We start from the raw sequence: 17,949 nt of genomic DNA on the forward strand, positions 1-17,949 counted from the left end.
TTACCGGTAATTTCTGTTTAAGACTCTTTGCACCGCGAAAAAAATCTACTGTAATCATTAACTGGCTTTTTATTGCGTCTTTTGTGAAAAGGTCTCTTGCCCGATTTTTACAAAAGCTTTAACCAGATATCTTATGCAGCTCGAAAGACGTGATTTTTTATCCACATTGTCGCTGGCTGGCGCAGCCACGTTGTTTTCCGGACATCCGCTTTTGGCCTCCACAGGCCCCAAAAAGGACAAGCTGGGCATTGCGCTCGTGGGGTTGGGCTATTACAGCACCGATCTGCTGGCCCCGGCTCTTCAACTGACCGAAAAGTGCTATCTCGCCGGAATCGTGACGGGTACCCCGGCCAAAGCCGAAACCTGGAAAGCCAAATACAACATTCCCGATAAAAACATCTATAACTACCAGAATTTCGATCAGATTGCCAACAATCCGGATATCGACATCGTGTATGTGGTCCTGCCACCTTCCATGCACAGGGAATTTGTGGTGCGTGCAGCCAAAGCGGGTAAGCACGTTTTCTGTGAAAAACCGATGGCTCCCTCCGTGGCTGACTGCGAGGCGATGATCAGTGCCTGCAAAAGCAGCAAAGTAAAACTGGCGATCGGCTACCGGTGCCAGCATGATCCGAATATCCAGGCTTATATGAAAGTAGCTAAAGAACAAAAGTTCGGAAAAGTTAAGATGGTGAGCAGCGCGGCGGGCTATTTTGATGCCCGGACCGATCATTGGAAACAGAAAAAAGCGCTTGGCGGAGGCGTTATGGGAGATATGGGCGTGTATGCATTGCAGGGCGCCAGACTCGCGACTGGTGAAGAGCCGGTCAGCGTTATCGCGCAGGCGTCGACCACGCGGCCGGAGATTTACAAGGAAGTGGAAGAAACGATGATGTTTATGCTGGAATTTCCCAGCGGTGCACGCGCTGCCTGCCAGACGAGTTTCGGTATCAATATGAATTACCTGCAGGTCAACTATGAAAAAGGCTGGCTCAAACTCGAACCGCAGTCGGGATACAATGGCAACAAAGGAAGTATGTCGGACGGAACGATCATCAATTTCCCGCTCAAAAGCCAGCAGGCCAAGCAAATGGACGAGGATTGCCTGGCGGTCATGAACAATACTGACCTGATTGCTCCCGGGGAAGAAGGTTTGCGTGATATCCGTGTGGTGGAGGCCATTTATAAATCGGTGGCTTCCGGCAAAAGTGTCAGGATCTGAGCCGTAGGGAAACAGGCGGAGTCGCGAAGTTTCAACGTATTGTGCCTGACATTTTAAACAAAGTAAATTGACATTCTGAACACAATGAGCTCCCTGATGACGAGGTAATTTTGTCCTATCACATTTAAATATAAAATGACATGGGACAAAACAATTATCAGGGAGCTTTACAACAGCCAATCGGTTCAGGCTTCGACGCGACATCCACGGCAAGTGATGTAATCAAAGGTATTGACCTTTCAGGAAAAATTGCAATAGTAACAGGTGGCAATACCGGTATCGGTTTGGAAACCACCAGGGTTCTGGCTGCAGCAGGCGCTACTGTGATCGTTCCCGCGCGGGATGCGGAAAAGGCCCGCAAAAATCTTGAAGGTATCCCGAATGTCGAATTGGGAGAGATTGATTTGATGGACCCGGCTTCCATAGATGCATTTGCCGAAACGTTTTTGGCCACGGGCCGGCCGCTTCACCTGCTGATCAACAATGCAGGCATCATGTGGGTACCGCTGCGCCGCGACGGCCGGGGTATCGAATCGCAGCTGGCTACAAACTATCTGGGACAGTTTCATCTTACTGCCAGGCTATGGCCGGCACTCAAAATCGCAAATGGAGCCAGGGTTGTGAATGTATCTTCACTCGGCCACCAGATGGCCCCGTTCAATTTTGAGGATCCTAATTTCCTTCACCGCGAGTATCAGACACTGCAAGCTTACGGGCAATCTAAAACCGCCAGCAATTTATTCGCCCTTGAACTGGACCATTTTGGCAGTCGGTCGAACGTAAGAGCGTACGCATTGCATCCCGGCTCTATAAACGGCACCGAATTAGGCAGGGAGGCCTCACTGGAGTTATTTCAGCAAATGGGCTTTCTGGATTCGGAGGGTAACCTGCTTCCGGAGGTGGCGGCATCTTTAAAAACAGTTCCCCAGGGCGCGGCCACGACGGTTTGGTGTGCAACCAGTCCGGCGCTTGATGCGATCGGCGGGGTATATTGTGAAGATGCAGATGTGGCGGTGCTAAGCCTGGACAATGCCGGGGCCGAAAGTCAGCACGGCGTAAAACCTTATTCGCTGGATAAGATGAATGCCAAGAGATTGTGGGAGTGGAGTGAAGAAGTTACAGGTATTAAGTTTGGCTCCGAAGCAACAGCTGTGCAGTCGTAAACTCGCTCAAATAGTCGTTTTATCATGATCGTCAGTTTCAAAGCCGGCTGAGATTACTATTTTTGGATAAGCGAAAAGAGGCTGTGTCAAAGCGACAGAGATGTCAGCCAGCGGGCTGTTAGCGATGCAAAAGCCCGCATTTTATTACCTAAAATATGGACCACATTTCAAAGTACCTGACAAAGGAAATCAAGCTTTCCAGCTACGACGACAAACTGTTTAAATCGGACCTGATGTTTGACGACCACATGCTCATCTGGTTTATTTCGGGTGAAACCAAGATCATACAGGCAGATGCTACCTACTATTTTAAGGCGGGTGACATATTCCTGATCCCGAGGAACCAGCTTGCTACGATTGTTAACTATCCGAAAAACGGGCAACCCCACAAAACGGTGGTCATGCATCTGGCGGCGGAACGGTTAAAACGGTTTTATGAAAAAATAGAGGTTAAGAAGACAATTACATCAGAGCAGAAAATATTCAGCTTTTCCAATCATCCTTTGCTGGAAAGTTGCCTGACTTCCCTGATACCCTACTTTAACCTGAGAGGTGAATTCCCGGAAAGTATCGCGTCACTTAAAATTACGGAAGCGATCACAATCCTGAGGGAGATCGACAAAACGGTTGACAGCGTGCTGGCTAACTTTGACGATCCGGGTAAAATTGATCTCATTGATTTTATGCAGCGCAACTTTATGTTCAATATGCCTATGGAAAAATTGGGTTATTTAACAGGCCGCAGCTTGTCGACATTCAACAGGGATTTCAGGAAATCCTTTAATGCCACACCTCAGAAATGGCTTACGGAAAAAAGGCTGGAACTGGCATACTACCAATTGGCGGAGAAAAATAAAAGACCCACTGACGTATATCTGGAAGTGGGTTTTGAAGATCTTTCCCATTTTTCTTTTGCCTTCAAAAAGAAGTACGGAGTCGCGCCTACCCAGTTACCGGCCTGATGCACTCATGAACTTTTCAGGGTAGCGGTTGCCAGAAACGGTTCCAACGGGCATAGCCGCTTCCATGCTTCGCAGGTCTTCGGCAGAAATTTTCACATTTTCAGATGCGATGTTTTCTTCAAGATATTTGACCTGCTTGGTGCCGGCAATAGCAATGATGTCTTCTCCCTGCGCAAGACCCATGCCCAGCGCACGAATTGTTGGTGCACCCGGTGGGGCGTTACGAACAACAATTTATTGTTTTCGACATTGAACTCTTCGAGGTCTACACCATGCCGGGTGCAGCCATTTAACATAAAAAAAGAAAAAACTAGTATGGTTTGCGATGGTTCAGCTCATATTGACCGGCGATCTCAGGCGCCAGCTGACCAAAGCCTGGTGAAACGATCCGGATCGGCAGTTCGTCGTTCTGTGTAAATGGGTCGGGCAGTTTACCAGTGTTTTGCATAAATAAAATTAGCTAAAAGGTTTCGTTCCGGCGCTTGACAAGACCATCATGATATAACGTATTTTCGCAATTGTATAATAGCAACGGCAAGCCACCCGCGACCTTTGTTATGTTTCAAAACCTGTATTTGTCCGTCGCAAAGCAGCATTAAATCTTCTTATCAGTGAACGTTCTACCTCCCGGATGCTATATTATTTTACCTCATCAGCGCGCACGGTCACATCCAGCACGCCCGGCGCGTTGGAACTGGGAAGATCGATTTGTAATAATCCTTTATTTAAAACGGTGAAGGCCAATTTTTTACCATTAAAAGAAGTCTGGTATTGTTTGTCGGGCTTCATGCAAACAAGAAGAGTCCTGACATGCGGTTTGGTAGAATTGTCAAAAGACAGGTTGGCTTTGAATCCTGAATAGTCCGGGTTAAAGGATTTTTCATCAATCCATGTCTCAAAGCCGGCGGTAACTGTTCCGATTTTGTAATAAGAAGAAAACCAGGCCAATACAGGTGCCGACAAGCCCGAAAATTGGTGCCAGCCTGCGCCCCTGCCGGACTTGGCAAGAAAATGTTCAAACGTGTAGTATGAAGCGTCGGTTTCTGTTTTCCATACGTCGAGCGCTTTGCCGGCCAGTTTATAAGCCAACTGAGGCTGACCGATATCCAGGAGTGTTTTCCAGATAAACCATTGATGCGGCATCCATACGGAACCGTTCCAGTAACCATCGTTTTTATAATATGGAGCCGACTGGTCCACAGCCGAAATGCCGCTTGGTGTCCATAGGCGTTCCGGCGAAAAAAGCTTTTTTACGAGGATGTTTTTTTGATCTTCTGTGCATATACCCGCCATCAACGGAGAAACACCATCCAGTCCCATATTGAAATTCACGCCTCCGGGCTCATAATTAAAAAAAGAAGCTGCATTGCCCTGGGCGTCATGTTTAACGTAACTGAAATACCCGCTCTGTTTGTCCCAGGAGAAATTTTGTAATGCAGCCGTGAACCTGGCGATATCCTGGTCATACTCTTTCACATCGTCATTTAACCCGAGTTTCAAAGCCATCATTCTCAGTATTTTAGCCACCCGGATCGCGTGGGCTGTGTTGGAAACCGGAGCGGTGCTGTCTTCCAGTTTCTGGGCATGCACGCCCACCTGCGGCGGATAATCGTCCCAGCCGGCCGAATTGTAGAAATAATCCCAGGTTTTCAGAAGCCCGGATTTCAGTAAGCCGATGGTGGAGCTGCCGAATTTGCCTGCCGTAAAAAGGTAGAGCCGTCGTAGCCTGGGGTAAAAATAACTGAGCAACTCTTTGGATTGCGTTTTATTCCATAGGTCCAGAAATGCATAGACCTGCACGGGCAGGGGAGAGCCATGGTGGATAAAGGCGGACTGACTGTCGTCGGGAGTAGTGTAGGCATTGATGCATTCCGCGGCGAGGCGCTGGTTGACCTCGTTCATGCCGAGCGCAATAAATCCCGAATCCCAGGTATAAAGGCTGTTCCACCACTTGCCCGGCGTGAAATTCCGGATGTAGCTGTTTTGTGTATAAACCGGATAAACGACGTTGGACAGAAGAGCTGCCTGCATCATCTTCTGACTGAAAAGATACTTTTTGCCTTCCCCGAGAATTGCCTCTTCCGCGCTGGCGGGTGTTTTCGTCAGAGCTGGCCCGGAAGAACTGAACTGATTGAGCCTGTCTTTAACCTGACTGTAACTTCCCGAACAAATGACAGCATAGGCAGTATGATCGCTCTGCGGTAAAATTTCGATCGGACGGATAAATACATTCGAAAAGCTTCCTTCTTTGTTTCCTGTAAAGACTTTATCGACATGGTTGTGGACCAGGTTCTTGAAGAAAATATCAAGTTCACTATGGCGGAATTCCCGTATCTGGGAAGACTTGTTGTCCCAGCCTATGCCGTAATAGGGAAGCATATCCCGATATTTCAGGATCATGTTTTGTGAAGCAGGGTTTTCTTCGGTTTTAGCCACGAAATCCATAACCTGTGTTTCAATCTTGAAAGGCTCTGGCTCCGATTGGTCGGAAATTACAAATCCGTTGATCTCGGCTTCTGCCGACCCGGACGCAACCAATACGACCTGACGGGTGCCGGGAGCAGATACGGAGAACGGAATATCGGCACTTTCCAGATCTCCTGTACCTTTCAATTGGATTTCTTCATTGGCCAAACCCGATATGCGAAAAGAAGAAACAGTGCCTTTTTTTGCCTTGTAAATAACGCTCAGTTTGCCTTTCAGCTGCCCAGGCTTAATGTTTACGGAGTAGGTTACACTGTCTCCCGCGGTTGTTCCGAACCCTTTGCCGATCGCGCGGCCTTCGATAAAGTCACTCTGACGCACCTCGCCCCGTAGCCAGCCGTCGTATACAAGGTGATCTCTCGGTGTTTTCTTCACATAACTCAAAGACTGATAAGACAATGCATTAAACCACCGTGCGCCCTCGGAGCAGCTGATTTTTTTCGCCGCATAGTTTTCCGGGTAGTCAATGAAGGACATCAGGTTCAGAGCAAGATTTTGCTGCAGATCGGTTTTGTTGACGCTGTGCATTTTAACCAGGACTGTCGATGAATCCTGGATCGTATAAGTGACATCGACATATACTTTGTCTTTCCATTCCAGTTCGTAACGATAAGTGAACTGTTTGAGCCCGGCACTGAACTCCCAGGGAAAGTAGCCCGACTCAAAACGTACGTTCGGGATCAGCACCTTGTTTCTATAGTATGCCGGCATCACGGAAAAATCAAAACGCATACCGCTTGCAATGTCGGGAATATGGGATATGCCCGCATATTTCTTTGAATAGGGACCCCATGCAGACAGGCTGACATCATGGGAATGAAGCAGTTTCCCGAAATCAATGTTCTTGACGGACGCGCCAGAATGCTGGGCGAAAGCTTCGTTTTGACAAAGTGATAATCCGAGAAAGAGGACAGAATAAAATAGATGTCGCATTGTGGTCTGGAAACTAAGAAGGTGTCCAAGCAGACACCTTCAAAATGCATAATATATTTAAATTAATAACCTGGATTCTGTATGATCTTATCCTTGTTGATGTCGATCTGGCTTTGCGGTACCGGGAAAACCAGGTTGTTCGGTGTCAGTTCAGCGACCAGTCTGATCTGGTCTTTTTTACCGTTGATGACCGGGATCGCGCGGTCCGTGCGAACAAGGTCAAACCAGCGATGGCCTTCGAACGCGAGCTCCACGCGTCTTTCCTGTTCCATAGCCAGGCGAAATGCCTGCTGTGTCGGGATATCCGCAGCGGTCTTTTTAGCCAGGCCGGCTCTTGTCCGGATCATGTTCAGATAGTCGAGAGCATCTCCGGCAGGCTGATAGCTCACTTCATTCAGGGCTTCTGCATACATCAGCAGTACATCGGCATACCGGATCAGGGGAATGTTATTTCCATTGTCGTTTTTAGCAACCGGCACATCATAATATTTCTTGATAAACCTTTCCGGGATAACCTGTCCGGCAGCATTGGTGTAAGACGAAGCTACAGACACATCCTTACGCAGATCACCCGTTTCATAGGCAGCGATCATATCCGCGGTTGGCTGGTTATTTCCATCCCCTCCGAAAGCGATCACAGCATTACCCGAGTTTTGAGGAGCGAAGGAATTAGGCCACGCGTTTCCTTCGCCAGCTCCGCCGGATTTATACTGCACATCAAAAACTGACTCTTTGTTATTCTTATTACCGACACGGAAAACATCTGCGTAGGAGGGGAGCAAAACGTAAACACCCAGATCAATCACCTCTTTCAGTTTGGAAACAGCAGGCGCATATTTTTTCTGAGTTAAATATACCTTGCCCAAATAGGCCTTTGCAGCACCTTTAGTTGCTCTGCCGAGGTCGGCTGCTGCGTACGAAACAGGCAACACACTTTCCGCTTCGGTCAGGTCTTTTTCAATTTGCGCATAAACATCCGCTCTGGGACTGCGGCCGTAGGTATAACCTTCATCGGGGGTAGCAACCGGTTTCAGTATCAAAGGCACATCTCCGAAGGTCTGAACCAGGGTAAAGTACACGATGGCACGCAAAAACTTGGTCTCTGCGATGTACCTGTTTTTCAATGTTTCGTCCATCGTCACCGCGCCGATTTTATCCAAAATGGTATTGTGACGGGCGATAACACTGTATGCGTCGTTCCAGCGGCCGGAGATGAAAGGATTGGTGGTTTTGATATAAAACCGGTCGAATTCATCCTGGTCTGTCACCGAACCGGAAGCAACCGCAACGGTATTGTCCGAGGTAATCTCCCCGAAAACGTAGCTGTTACCCGTGAGGCCGCCGATCTGTAATCCGGCATAAGCGCCATTCACCGCGTTCTTGAAGTCGTCTGCGGTTCTGTAAAAATTATCGCTGGTGGCGGTAGAGATTGGTTTCAGGTCAAGAAACTCTTCGCTGCAGGAAGTAAGCAGAAGCGTTGCCGCCAGGAAAATATATGAGGTTGATATTTTCATTGTTCTTAATGTTTTAAATGGGTTCCCGCTTTGGGGGGAACGTGATATGTTAAGGATCAAAACCCTATGTTGATACCGAGGGTAAATGTTTTGGCCAAAGGATACGCGCCATAATCCACACCGGCTGCAAGCGGGCCGGGAAGCGGCGTTCCTGTGGTCGCGACAGTTGCTCCTTCATAATTGCTTACCTCCGGATTGTAGTTCAGATACTTGGTGAAAGTAAACAGGTTTTGAGCGGACGCATAGATCCTTACCTGCTGCAGCTTGGCCTTGCTGATCAGCGACGCCGGCAGCTGATACCCAAGACTGACATTCTGGATACGCAGGTATGAAGCATCTTCGATCCAGCGGGTTGAAACTGCATTGTTGTTTCCGGTCGTGCGGGCATTGGCACGTGGTGTTACACCGTCTCCCGGATCGCTGGCTGAACGCCATCTGGTCAGAACCGTAGTCAGCTGATTGGCATTTCCTTCCAGGTTTTCAAAAAACCGGCGGCTCAGGTTCAAAATTTCCCCGCCTTGTGTTCCCTGAATAGCGATGTTCAGATCGAAACCTTTGTAGCTGAATGTATTGGTGATCCCATATATGAAGTCGGGCTGGTTGTTTCCGATGATCGTACGGTCATTGGCGTTGATTATCCCGTCGCCATTGATGTCTTCATATTTTACGTCGCCAGGCTTGGAAGTAGGATCGTGAGGATAGCTGTCCAGATCCGCCTGATCTTTAAAAACACCCAGCTGCTTGTATCCGAAGAAGCTGCCGATCGGAGAGCCGATCTGGGTTATATTGGTTTCACCCACACCGCTTCCTGTACGGATCGGGTCTCCGGTTGGCCCCAATGCAACTACTTTATTACGGTTGAGTGATAGGTTCAGGCTGGTATTCCAGATCAGCGCTTTGGTCAGGTTGCGGGTATTGATGGCAAATTCCCACCCCTTGTTTTCCATTTTACCAATGTTCTTGACAGCCGAGCTGAAACCGGTCACCGTGGGGACGTTCACTGAAAGCAGCAGGTCCTTTGTTGTGCGCTGGTAGTAATCGACGATCAGCAAAATACGGTTGTTGAAAAGTCCGAGATCGATACCCGCATCCAACTGCTGGCTTCTTTCCCATCCTAGCTGGGAGTTGGAAAGTGATGATGGCGCCAGACCATTCACGAGGTTGTTGTTAAAACTATAATTGTCCGACCTGAGCGTGGCTACATACGGATAGTTGCTGGAAAACGCATTGTTTCCTGCCAGACCGTAACTTACACGTAACTTGGCCTCGGAAACTGCGGCTATGCTTTTCATAAAAGTCTCTTCGCTGAGTCTCCATCCCAACGACCCGGCCGGGAATGTTCCCCAGCGGTTGTCTGTACCGAAAATGGAAGATCCGTCTCGGCGGACAGACACATTCACCAGGTACTTTCCTTTATAGTTGTAGTTTGCCCGTGCAAAATAAGAGGCCGAAGCATTTTCCACTTTGGAAGAAACAGCGGTTGTGGTGGTACCGCTTGCACTTCCGTTCAGTGTTTCTACGACATCATTGGGATAGGAGCTTCCTGTTCCCTGACTGTCCTGAAACTGGAATTTTGTAGATTCCATACCGATCAGAACATCAAAATTATGTATGTCCTTCAATGACTTGCTGTAGTTCAGTGTCTGGTTGAAGAGCCAGCTCAGACCCTGGTCCGAATAGGCCGTTCCCGTGGATACGGAAGGCGGCAGGATCTGGTTCAAAGGCATTTTTGACGTGCGGTACGCATTGCGGCGGTTGCCGCTGAAATTCACATTACCCGAAACCCGGTATGTGAAATCCTTGAACAGGTTGAGTTCAGCATAAGTATTTCCCAGCAGATTGGTGGTCAGGTACTGGCTGTTGTATTCGGTAATGTTGGCCACGGGATTGGTAATACCCGGGTAGTTGTAAGGTGCGGCAAAGGCAGTTTGGGAAGTATATGAACCATCGGCAGCGTAAATGGGTATCATAGGCATTACCGACAAAGCAGAGTTGACCACCGCGTTATCGGCCCAGTGTCCTGCATCTTTTACTTCCTGCTGGATTTTATATGATGGGTTCAGGTTCATACCGATTTTCAGCGTCGGCAGCACATTAACCTCCACATTGGCCCGTAAAGTATAGCGATCCAGAGACGACCTGCGGATGATACCATCCTGCTGAAGATATCCGCCACTGATGCTGTACCTGGCTTTGTCGGTGCCTCCCGAAGCAGACAGCTGGTAACTGTTCATTTTGGCCGTTCTGAAAATTTCATCCTGGTAGTCGGTGTATGGAAGGGCCGCCACTCTCGCAGGATCGTCAAAATTCAGCCAGTCAAATACTTCACCTCTGGGATAGCGGTACCGAAGGTAATCAGTAGGTCGTGCACTGTTTGGATCGGCAATATTGGCGCCAGGGATATTGCCGAGGTAAGCATTGTTCGAAGCGTCTTTGCCAAACTCTGCAAATTGCTGGGAATTGATCAAGTCAATTTTTTTGCTCAATTGTTGAAACCCGGTAAAAACATCAAGATTAACGCTTGGTTTACCGCTTTTTCCGCGTTTTGTTGTGATCAGTATTACCCCGTTCGAACCTTTTGAACCATAAATGGCGGTTGAGGAGGCATCCTTAAGTACATCCATACTTTCAATATCGGTTGTATTCAAGTTGCTGAAAATACTGGCATTCACGATGTTCCCGTCCACAACGATCAAAGGTGCATTACCGGCGCTGATCGACCCGAAACCACGGACCTTGATAGCGGGAGTACTTCCCGGTGTACCATTGTTTTGTTGAATGACAACACCCGGGATTTTCCCCTGAAGCGCAGTTGCGACGTTGGATACAGGCATATCCTTGATCTCACTCATCGGTACTGAGGAAATGGCGGCTGTTACGTCTGCTCTTTTTTGCGTACCGTAACCCACAACAACTACCTCCGAAAGCGACTTGGTGTCTGTTTTCAGGTCGATATAAAGTTCGCTCTGGGCATCTCCCACGCGTATTTCCTTGCTTTCATAGCCCACATAGCTGAACACCAGTATCACATCCTGATCCGGGATATCCAGGCTGAACCGTCCGTCCACATCCGTGGTCGCACCCTGGGAAGTCCCTTTGATGAGTACGTTCACACCGGGCAGAGTCTGGTTATCATCCGCTGATTTTACCTGTCCTTTCAGGTTCCTGTCCACTTTCCGGAGAGGAGGCACAGGCTTGTTCACCGGTGAAGGGGTTTCCGCTCTTTCGATGGGGCGCGACAGGATGATCTGGCGGCCACGAAGTGCATACGTGATGTGATGCGGCGCGAATACGCGGTCAAGAATAGATCCTAGCGGTTCCTTATCGGCCTTGATCGTCAGCCGGGTTTCAGGCTGGAAAACCTGGGAATTATAGAGGAATTTAAATCCTGCCGATTTCCGGAGCTGCTCCAGAGCCACCTCAAACGGCGCTTCGGTCACCTCTATACTGATTCGTTTCTGTAATAGCTCCTGGCCACTCACGTTGTGTGCCCCGGCAAGGGCGACACCAGCGAGTAACATGCATAGCGGGAATAATGACACTCTCATGATTTTGAAGAGTATAAAATGCGTAGAATTCATATATATTTGAGTCGTTTTTGTTAATTGAACAGCTAACTTTTGGCAAAAACCGCCTTATTCGGCAGATGTTCGTATCTGCCATCGGGCAACTTTATGAGGCCAGACGTGGTACCAGCACGGTTGGCCTTTTTTACGGATGTGCTTTGTCAGGATTTCTTTTATGCATAGGCAGGGACTGGGTTTTTAGTTGAGGTAACCTTTTATATTTCAACGACATCCTTTCGATGTGATAATGATCCGGGCGTCAATCTCTTCATAAGTGGCGTTGATACCGGCACAGATCAGCTGGATTTTTTCCTTCATACTTTCGTCGCTCAGCGAGGCGGTCAGCGCACAGTCTTTTAATGTCTGCTCATCATATACGAGCTCGATACCGTAAGCCTGCCCGATTTTTTCCAGGATCTGGATCACTGGTGTTGAGGTAAATTCAAAACTTTCCTCCGGGACGGGTATGATCTTCACGGGTTCTTTGACCAGATACCGGTGGAAAGTTCCGCTGGTGCTCACAAAGTCAACGCTCTGGTTTGGTGTCAGTATGACCCCGTTCAGAATATTACCTTTATCGTCACGCGTCAGTCCGTTATTTTCTGCGGCAAAAACCGACACTTTGCCAGTGACTACCGTTACCTGGGAATCAGCATCCTTCGCCCATGACCGTACCCGGAAACTGGTACCCAGCACCTTCGTAACCAGTCCGTTCGCGTATACCAGAAAGGGCTTTTCGGGTTGGTGTGTCACACGGAAAAATGCTTCCCCGTCGAGTTGTGCAACCCGTTCTTCCGAGATATTTTCATCATAACTGAGCCTGGCACCCGGAGCCAGGGTTATCCTGCTGCGATCGGGGAGCTGCACTTCCATATCAGCGGTTGTCTCGTTGAAGTAATTCTGAGCCACATCCGTTTGAGTTTTCCCGGATGCAGGAAGGGACAAGAAATCGCCGGGCTTATGCTGATATTGCCACAACAGCCAGCCCAGGCCCAGTACCAGAGCCGCCGCAGAAGCAGCCCGCCACCAGCCTGATAACCCAAAGAGGGAAACAATGTCGGCTTTGGGGCGGTCATCTTTATTTCTCAGCACCGACTCCCGGATTTGCGCAATATCTGCCCGTACCTGCTCGTCGGAAAGGTCCATAAAAGGTTTTTCTTCCAGCAATCCGAGCAAGCGCCGGGCCTCCTGCACTACTTCGGCCCTGTCAGGGTTGTCCCGTAACCAGGTATGCCAGAAAACCGTCTGAGCGCCGTTCCCGCTTTTTACCCAGCTCTGAAAAGAGTCGTCGAGGGCAAGTTCTTCGGCAGTATATTCCCGATATGATTTCATTTCTGCTTAAATTCTGTCTAAGAGTTGCAGAAAATATTCATATCTACTGATGAATTGTGATTTTTTTTAATTGAAAATCAAAACGAGGATGAAAATCCATAATCCGCGGAGTTTACGGAGGGTTTCATGCAGAAGGTTATAAACCGACTGTCGGTTAAGGCCCATCATTTCAGCGATCTGGTCGGGGCTCAGGTCTTCGAAGAATTTGAGGTGTATCACCTCTCTCTGGCGGGCGGGCAGGGCGTTGAGGATAGATTCCAGTTTGGCGGAGCGGAACCTGGCCTCTTCCTCACGAATCAGCTCCGTTTCAATGGTAAATTCACTGATGAAAGCATCGCCTTCCCGCCACTCGTCCAGGAATGCATTTGAGCGCAGTTTCCGCTTTTCAAAAAGCAGATGATTGCGGACGGCCTTGATCAGGTAAAAGTTCACGGATTGTACACCTTTCAATCCCGACCGCCGTACCCACAGGTCAGCAAACACTTCCTGCAGACAATCCCGGACCACGTTTTCATCCGGCCAGATCCGGCTTCCGTACCTGAAAAGCGGCCGGTAATATTGCGACATAATTTCTTCAAAAGCAGACTCGTCGCCGTCACAGAACAGCTGCCACAATAACCCCTCATCCGTTTTTGTTGAAATCATACTATTTATTCTCTCTCTCCTTATATATCGCAAATATACACTTCTGCATTTGTTACATCGTGTGCAGAGGCTTTTTTTGAGAAGGATATTTTTGATTGGAGCGGGAGGCTTCTGATTATGGCTTTCGCAGTCTGTAATCGGCCATTTCCTTAGCGATAACCTGGTCGTCGGGATTTGCGTTTTCCAGGAACTTCAGTGCTTTTTGAGAAATGAACCTGTTTTCATTGTGAAGAAGTTTAGAGACTTTCCCGCATATCTCGAGATCTTTCACTGCGAATTTTTGATATAGTCCCAGCACATCGCCGATGAGTTCGGCATTGAGCTTCTGAAGTTGGTCTGCGAGGTTGTTTTTGACTTCGGCATTCAGAAATGGCGCCTCATTCATTTTTTTGATGAGCAATTTTTTCTGGCTGTAATCTGCCTGGTTGAATTTGGCGAGCAGGGACAGTTGCAGGGAGTCGGATCGCAGATCGGCAGCACTGATCGCATGGATCGCGCGCTCTGATAAACTGAAATTGCTGTTATTGATAAAATCCAGCAACTGATCCCTGAGTGCCCGATCCGGTTTTACAAAACCGTTGATGTGATTGAGCGCCCATAGCTTGTCCGAAGGATCATCACTTTCCAGGATTTTCAATACCAGTGCGGGAGATAATGATTTGGTGGTAAGCTCTTCCACCCGGTTTTTGGTGGGGCCATAAATGAAATGCCACATTTTATACGTCGTATAGGCTGCACCTTTGACGATGTAATCCAGCACGTTTTTAGCCGTGGCCGATGTAACGGCATCTATTCCTTTTACAGAAAAATAAGGCCTGGGTACCAGCTCTTCGTACGACAGGTTGCCAAGGGGCGATTGCCCGTCGGCCAACAGTGCATTCAGCCTGTGGTATTCTTCATCCGTGAACGGTTCGTGGTCCGATTTACTGAGAAATTCCTTTACAGGAAGTTCGAAACCCAGATAACGGCCGGTAATGTTCCAGTAAATGACAACATCCAGCAACCTGCATTTTTCATCAAAACAAACACTGGCTTTTAACCGGCGGTAGTAAGATACCGGATAACCTTCCTTTGACCTGTTTTGAAATAGGGTGTCGTCAGAAAGTTCGTCGTCAAATTCGAATGTAAATGACTGAACGCTTGCAGGTTTCAACGCGATTGTCGGGTATAGGAAATACCTGGTTGGCTGGTCGGACCGGAATGCCGACACAGCCAATACAAGCACTATGAGTTCAAAAAATACGCGACACCTATTCATGAAATATCCTTTCAGGCTATGCCGGGTACGATGCCGCCATGCTCAGCAATGAGTTGTCTGAGGTCTTTCATAGGAACCTCGCCCGGTGTTTTGTTCAGCTTGCAGGCCAGCACTGCCGCTGCCCCGGCCGCCTGGCCCATACCCATGCAGGAAGCCTGCACACGCAATGCCGAATTGGCCAGCCGGTCGCTGCTCAGGCAGCGGCCGGCCACCAGAAAGTTTTTGCTGTTTTTGGGGATCAATGCGCGAAGGGGTACACTGGGTACTACTCCTTCTTTCAAATGATCGGGAACCACACCGTTCTCATCATGCACGTCGATAGGATAGTAGGAATAGGAGACGGCATCGTCAAACAGCTTTCCGGTAACATAGTCTTCGTGGGTGATCTTGTAAAGTCCGTCGATCCGGTAGGTTTCGCGCACGCCGGTTTCATTCTGCATGTCAATGATCCTGGTCTTTTCCAGGCCAGGCAATGTTCTCAGAAAACGAAGCGTGTTCAAAAGTGCCGTCCTGCCCTTGATATTGGCAAGTGAATGCGTTTCCGAAGTTGTCGAATCCGCGCCGAGGATATGCTGGATGTTGTCGCCCTCACTTTTCAGCAAGCCTACAATGTTGTTGCGGAAATCCGTTTTTACCAGTATCCCTTTCGAAATTGCTTCCTGGTATCTGGTCTGGATCATTTTCAGATCCAGCGATTTGAAATCGTAGCCGCCGATCTGGAACATCAAAGTACCGGGCTGCGTTTCTGCTTCCCTCAGCAACTTGTAGCCGGCCAGATGCGCCGCATAACCATTTCCGGTGCAGTCAATAAGCTGCTGACATGTAATCTCCGTGTGGGTGCCTTTGCCGATCGTCTCAACTGTCCAGGTATTATTCTGAAAAGCCAGCCGGATAGGGGTTTCATAAAAACGAAGCTGAACGCCTGCCTCGAGACATTTCTCTTCGAGCAGCATCGCGTAAAGCTGGCCGTTGAGCCGCACCTGGTGGCGGGGATGGTGGCGCCCGTGGGGTATGGAGAAATCGGGCAGGGTGTCGTCGTTCAATGCCACGGCCTCCTGGACAAGTTCCCAACCGATTCCGCCGATCACCTGTTTTCCCCAGGCAAAAAATATCCCGGGAAATGCCACGCCTCCGGTTGTAGTGGTCCCGCCAAGCTGGCTTCCGTTCTCGATCAGGATCACTTTGCGTCCCGCACGGCCCGCCTGTATGGCTGCAATAACACCGGCAGTACCGCCGCCCACCACTACGATGTCTGTTTTCAGCGACTGCTTTTTAACTTTATAAGGTTCTCTTTCTATTTCAACCGGAACTGCGTCTTTTGCGCCTATACCAAATGAAAAGGCACCTATGGATGCTAACGCTGATCTTCTCTTCATAATCCTGTCAAATTTATATGATCAATAGCCTGGATTCTGGTCTTTACCCGGATCCAATGCTTTATTAAAGTTCAATTCTGAATTCGGTATCGGCCATAACAAATGCTTGTCGGCAACGGTAATGCCTTTTGACTGCTGAATTGCCTCTTTCACTTTTCCTGTGCGTTTCAGGTCCAGCCAGCGTTTGCCCAGATAATGAAACTCATAGGCTCTTTCACGCAAGACAAGATCCTGGAATGTGGCTGCGGTGTAATTCGCGGTAACATAGTCGTCAGCCGCGGCGACAGTGGGAGGGAGTCCGTATGCACGGCGGCGGACCTGGTTTACTGCTTCCATCGCTGCTGCCGTGGGACCATTGCCAGCCATACCTGCCGCCTCAGCGTAGATCAGCAATGCGTCTGCGTAACCGTAAACCGGATCGTCGTTGCCCGCTCCGTTCTGAGCAACGGCGGCTTTGTCGACAAACTTGGAACTTAGCAAAGTGTTGGGTCCCAGACCGATATTAACCTTGTTCCATAAGCCTTTGCGGATATCTTTTTCATCCCATGCCTGATAAAACGGATCGGTCGTCTGTCCGTAAACTACGTAAGCGCCACCGAAGTTGAACAATCCGGTACTCGGGTGATTGGTGATCCAGAGCATGTAATTTCCCTGGGCGACCTGCCGTGTATATTTGAAAAAAAAGATCTCTTCGGTTGTGCTGGCCAGTTCGGGGCCAAATACATTGGTCTGATAGTCGGCTGGTGTTTTCACGGGTACGAGGGAGAATTTAGCGGATTTGATCACTTCATCCGCCTTGTCGCGCGCCTCGGCAAATTGTTTGAGATTGAGGTAAACATCTGCCAGCAGCAACTTCGCCGACCATTTGAAAGGTCTTCCCGCCTGGGCAGCTTTTTCGGGCAGGTTCTGCTCCGCTTCCGTCAGATCGGCCACGATTAATGCATACACCTGCTCAGGCGTGCTTTTCGCAAGGTCCTCTGTCGACATATTGTTTTCGGTCCGCAAGGGTACGCCCGCCCAGTTCCTGACCAGCTGGAAATAGTTGAAGGCTCGCAGGAATTTGGCTTCGGCCACATACTTTCTGACATCCGCTTCGCTGATCGCATTTCCTTTCGGGGCATTGAAAATGATCAGGTTGGCATTACGGATACTGAGGTAAAACGCATTCCACAGATCAGCAACCCGGCTGATATTGGCATCATTAAAACCCTGATATTCATGCAGCGGGGCCCAGCTGCCGCGACCGTAGGCATAGTCGGCCTGGCATTCGAGGGTGGTTTCGTAAACAGCATAATTGTTGCTTCTGAGCGGAGAATAAATACCGTTAGTTGCAGCCTCCACCTCGGCGGCTGTGTTGAAGAAAGTTTCGACAACAATGGATTTGGGCTTTTCCTCCAGCAGGTCCTCACAGGAAGTAAGGCTGGCCAGCAGGATCGCGGGAAATATATATTTTGAAATTTTCATGAGAATGCTTTTATCAGTGAACACAAAACT

The 17,949-nt window shown here is 48.9% G+C and carries 13 protein-coding genes; 3 read left to right on the forward strand and 10 right to left on the reverse strand.

Features of this window, described 5'->3' with window-relative positions; genetic code table 11:
* Window positions 1-133 precede the first annotated feature (133 nt).
* From FBF61_RS15255 to FBF61_RS15265, 3 genes are all read left to right on the forward strand, one after another.
* Entirely contained in the window at window positions 134-1,222 is a 1,089-nt protein-coding gene (locus FBF61_RS15255) for a Gfo/Idh/MocA family protein (protein ID WP_138478658.1), read from the forward strand.
* Window positions 1,223-1,362: 140 nt separating this feature from the next.
* Window positions 1,363-2,385: an SDR family NAD(P)-dependent oxidoreductase gene (locus tag FBF61_RS15260; protein WP_138478660.1), complete on the forward strand. Its 1,023-nt coding sequence runs from the start codon at window positions 1,363-1,365 to the stop codon at window positions 2,383-2,385.
* 155 nt (window positions 2,386-2,540) lie between these two features.
* Window positions 2,541-3,347, forward strand: coding sequence for a helix-turn-helix domain-containing protein (locus FBF61_RS15265; protein WP_138478662.1), 807 nt, complete (start codon window positions 2,541-2,543; stop codon window positions 3,345-3,347).
* Here the strand turns inward: FBF61_RS15265 and FBF61_RS15270 are convergent.
* The 10 genes from FBF61_RS15270 to FBF61_RS15310 form a co-directional block, all read right to left on the reverse strand.
* Window positions 3,336-3,530, reverse strand: coding sequence for a hypothetical protein (locus FBF61_RS15270; protein WP_138478664.1), 195 nt, complete (start codon window positions 3,528-3,530; stop codon window positions 3,336-3,338). The two genes, FBF61_RS15265 and FBF61_RS15270, sit on opposite strands and share 12 nt — an antisense overlap.
* 127 nt (window positions 3,531-3,657) lie before the next feature.
* Window positions 3,658-3,795 carry a hypothetical protein gene (locus FBF61_RS34655; protein WP_166444541.1) on the reverse strand — a complete coding sequence of 46 codons (138 nt, stop codon included), beginning with the start codon at window positions 3,793-3,795 and terminating at the stop codon, window positions 3,658-3,660.
* Between the two features lie 191 nt (window positions 3,796-3,986).
* Entirely contained in the window at window positions 3,987-6,764 is a 2,778-nt protein-coding gene (locus FBF61_RS15275) for an MGH1-like glycoside hydrolase domain-containing protein (protein ID WP_138478666.1), read from the reverse strand.
* Between the two features lie 62 nt (window positions 6,765-6,826).
* Entirely contained in the window at window positions 6,827-8,278 is a 1,452-nt protein-coding gene (locus FBF61_RS15280) for a RagB/SusD family nutrient uptake outer membrane protein (RefSeq protein WP_138478668.1), read from the reverse strand.
* A 56-nt stretch (window positions 8,279-8,334) separates the two neighbouring features.
* The gene (locus FBF61_RS15285) at window positions 8,335-11,826 is read right to left on the reverse strand and encodes a SusC/RagA family TonB-linked outer membrane protein (RefSeq protein WP_138478670.1); all 3,492 of its coding nucleotides are present in this window, start codon (window positions 11,824-11,826) and stop codon (window positions 8,335-8,337) included.
* A 240-nt stretch (window positions 11,827-12,066) separates the two neighbouring features.
* A complete protein-coding gene (locus tag FBF61_RS35410) occupies window positions 12,067-13,176 on the reverse strand; it encodes a FecR family protein (RefSeq protein ID WP_138478672.1) in 1,110 nt (369 codons plus the stop codon).
* A 66-nt stretch (window positions 13,177-13,242) separates the two neighbouring features.
* Window positions 13,243-13,821: an RNA polymerase sigma factor gene (locus FBF61_RS15295; RefSeq protein ID WP_138478674.1), complete on the reverse strand. Its 579-nt coding sequence runs from the start codon at window positions 13,819-13,821 to the stop codon at window positions 13,243-13,245.
* Between the two features lie 115 nt (window positions 13,822-13,936).
* Window positions 13,937-15,079, reverse strand: a complete 1,143-nt coding sequence (locus FBF61_RS15300) for a hypothetical protein (protein ID WP_138478676.1) — start codon at window positions 15,077-15,079, stop codon at window positions 13,937-13,939.
* A gap of 11 nt (window positions 15,080-15,090) precedes the next feature.
* A complete protein-coding gene (locus tag FBF61_RS15305; RefSeq protein WP_138478678.1) occupies window positions 15,091-16,455 on the reverse strand; it encodes an FAD-dependent oxidoreductase in 1,365 nt (454 codons plus the stop codon).
* Window positions 16,456-16,476: 21 nt separating this feature from the next.
* The gene (locus FBF61_RS15310; protein ID WP_138478680.1) at window positions 16,477-17,919 is read right to left on the reverse strand and encodes a RagB/SusD family nutrient uptake outer membrane protein; all 1,443 of its coding nucleotides are present in this window, start codon (window positions 17,917-17,919) and stop codon (window positions 16,477-16,479) included.
* Between the last annotated feature and the right edge of the window lie 30 nt (window positions 17,920-17,949).

It is taken from the genome of Dyadobacter bucti (assembly GCF_005869225.1).
Taxonomy (GTDB): domain Bacteria; phylum Bacteroidota; class Bacteroidia; order Cytophagales; family Spirosomataceae; genus Dyadobacter; species Dyadobacter bucti.

What these genes read in the sequence shown, in the direction of transcription:
- FBF61_RS15255 (WP_138478658.1), top strand. Translation starts at nt 134, where the DNA reads ATGCAGCTCGAAAGACGTGATTTTTTATCCACATTGTCGCTGGCTGGC.
- FBF61_RS15260 (WP_138478660.1), top strand. Translation starts at nt 1,363, where the DNA reads ATGGGACAAAACAATTATCAGGGAGCTTTACAACAGCCAATCGGTTCA.
- FBF61_RS15265 (WP_138478662.1), top strand. Translation starts at nt 2,541, where the DNA reads ATGGACCACATTTCAAAGTACCTGACAAAGGAAATCAAGCTTTCCAGC.
- FBF61_RS15270 (WP_138478664.1), bottom strand. Translation starts at nt 3,530, where the DNA reads ATGGGTCTTGCGCAGGGAGAAGACATCATTGCTATTGCCGGCACCAAG.
- FBF61_RS34655 (WP_166444541.1), bottom strand. Translation starts at nt 3,795, where the DNA reads ATGCAAAACACTGGTAAACTGCCCGACCCATTTACACAGAACGACGAA.
- FBF61_RS15275 (WP_138478666.1), bottom strand. Translation starts at nt 6,764, where the DNA reads ATGCGACATCTATTTTATTCTGTCCTCTTTCTCGGATTATCACTTTGT.
- FBF61_RS15280 (WP_138478668.1), bottom strand. Translation starts at nt 8,278, where the DNA reads ATGAAAATATCAACCTCATATATTTTCCTGGCGGCAACGCTTCTGCTT.
- FBF61_RS15285 (WP_138478670.1), bottom strand. Translation starts at nt 11,826, where the DNA reads ATGAGAGTGTCATTATTCCCGCTATGCATGTTACTCGCTGGTGTCGCC.
- FBF61_RS35410 (WP_138478672.1), bottom strand. Translation starts at nt 13,176, where the DNA reads ATGAAATCATATCGGGAATATACTGCCGAAGAACTTGCCCTCGACGAC.
- FBF61_RS15295 (WP_138478674.1), bottom strand. Translation starts at nt 13,821, where the DNA reads ATGATTTCAACAAAAACGGATGAGGGGTTATTGTGGCAGCTGTTCTGT.
- FBF61_RS15300 (WP_138478676.1), bottom strand. Translation starts at nt 15,079, where the DNA reads ATGAATAGGTGTCGCGTATTTTTTGAACTCATAGTGCTTGTATTGGCT.
- FBF61_RS15305 (WP_138478678.1), bottom strand. Translation starts at nt 16,455, where the DNA reads ATGAAGAGAAGATCAGCGTTAGCATCCATAGGTGCCTTTTCATTTGGT.
- FBF61_RS15310 (WP_138478680.1), bottom strand. Translation starts at nt 17,919, where the DNA reads ATGAAAATTTCAAAATATATATTTCCCGCGATCCTGCTGGCCAGCCTT.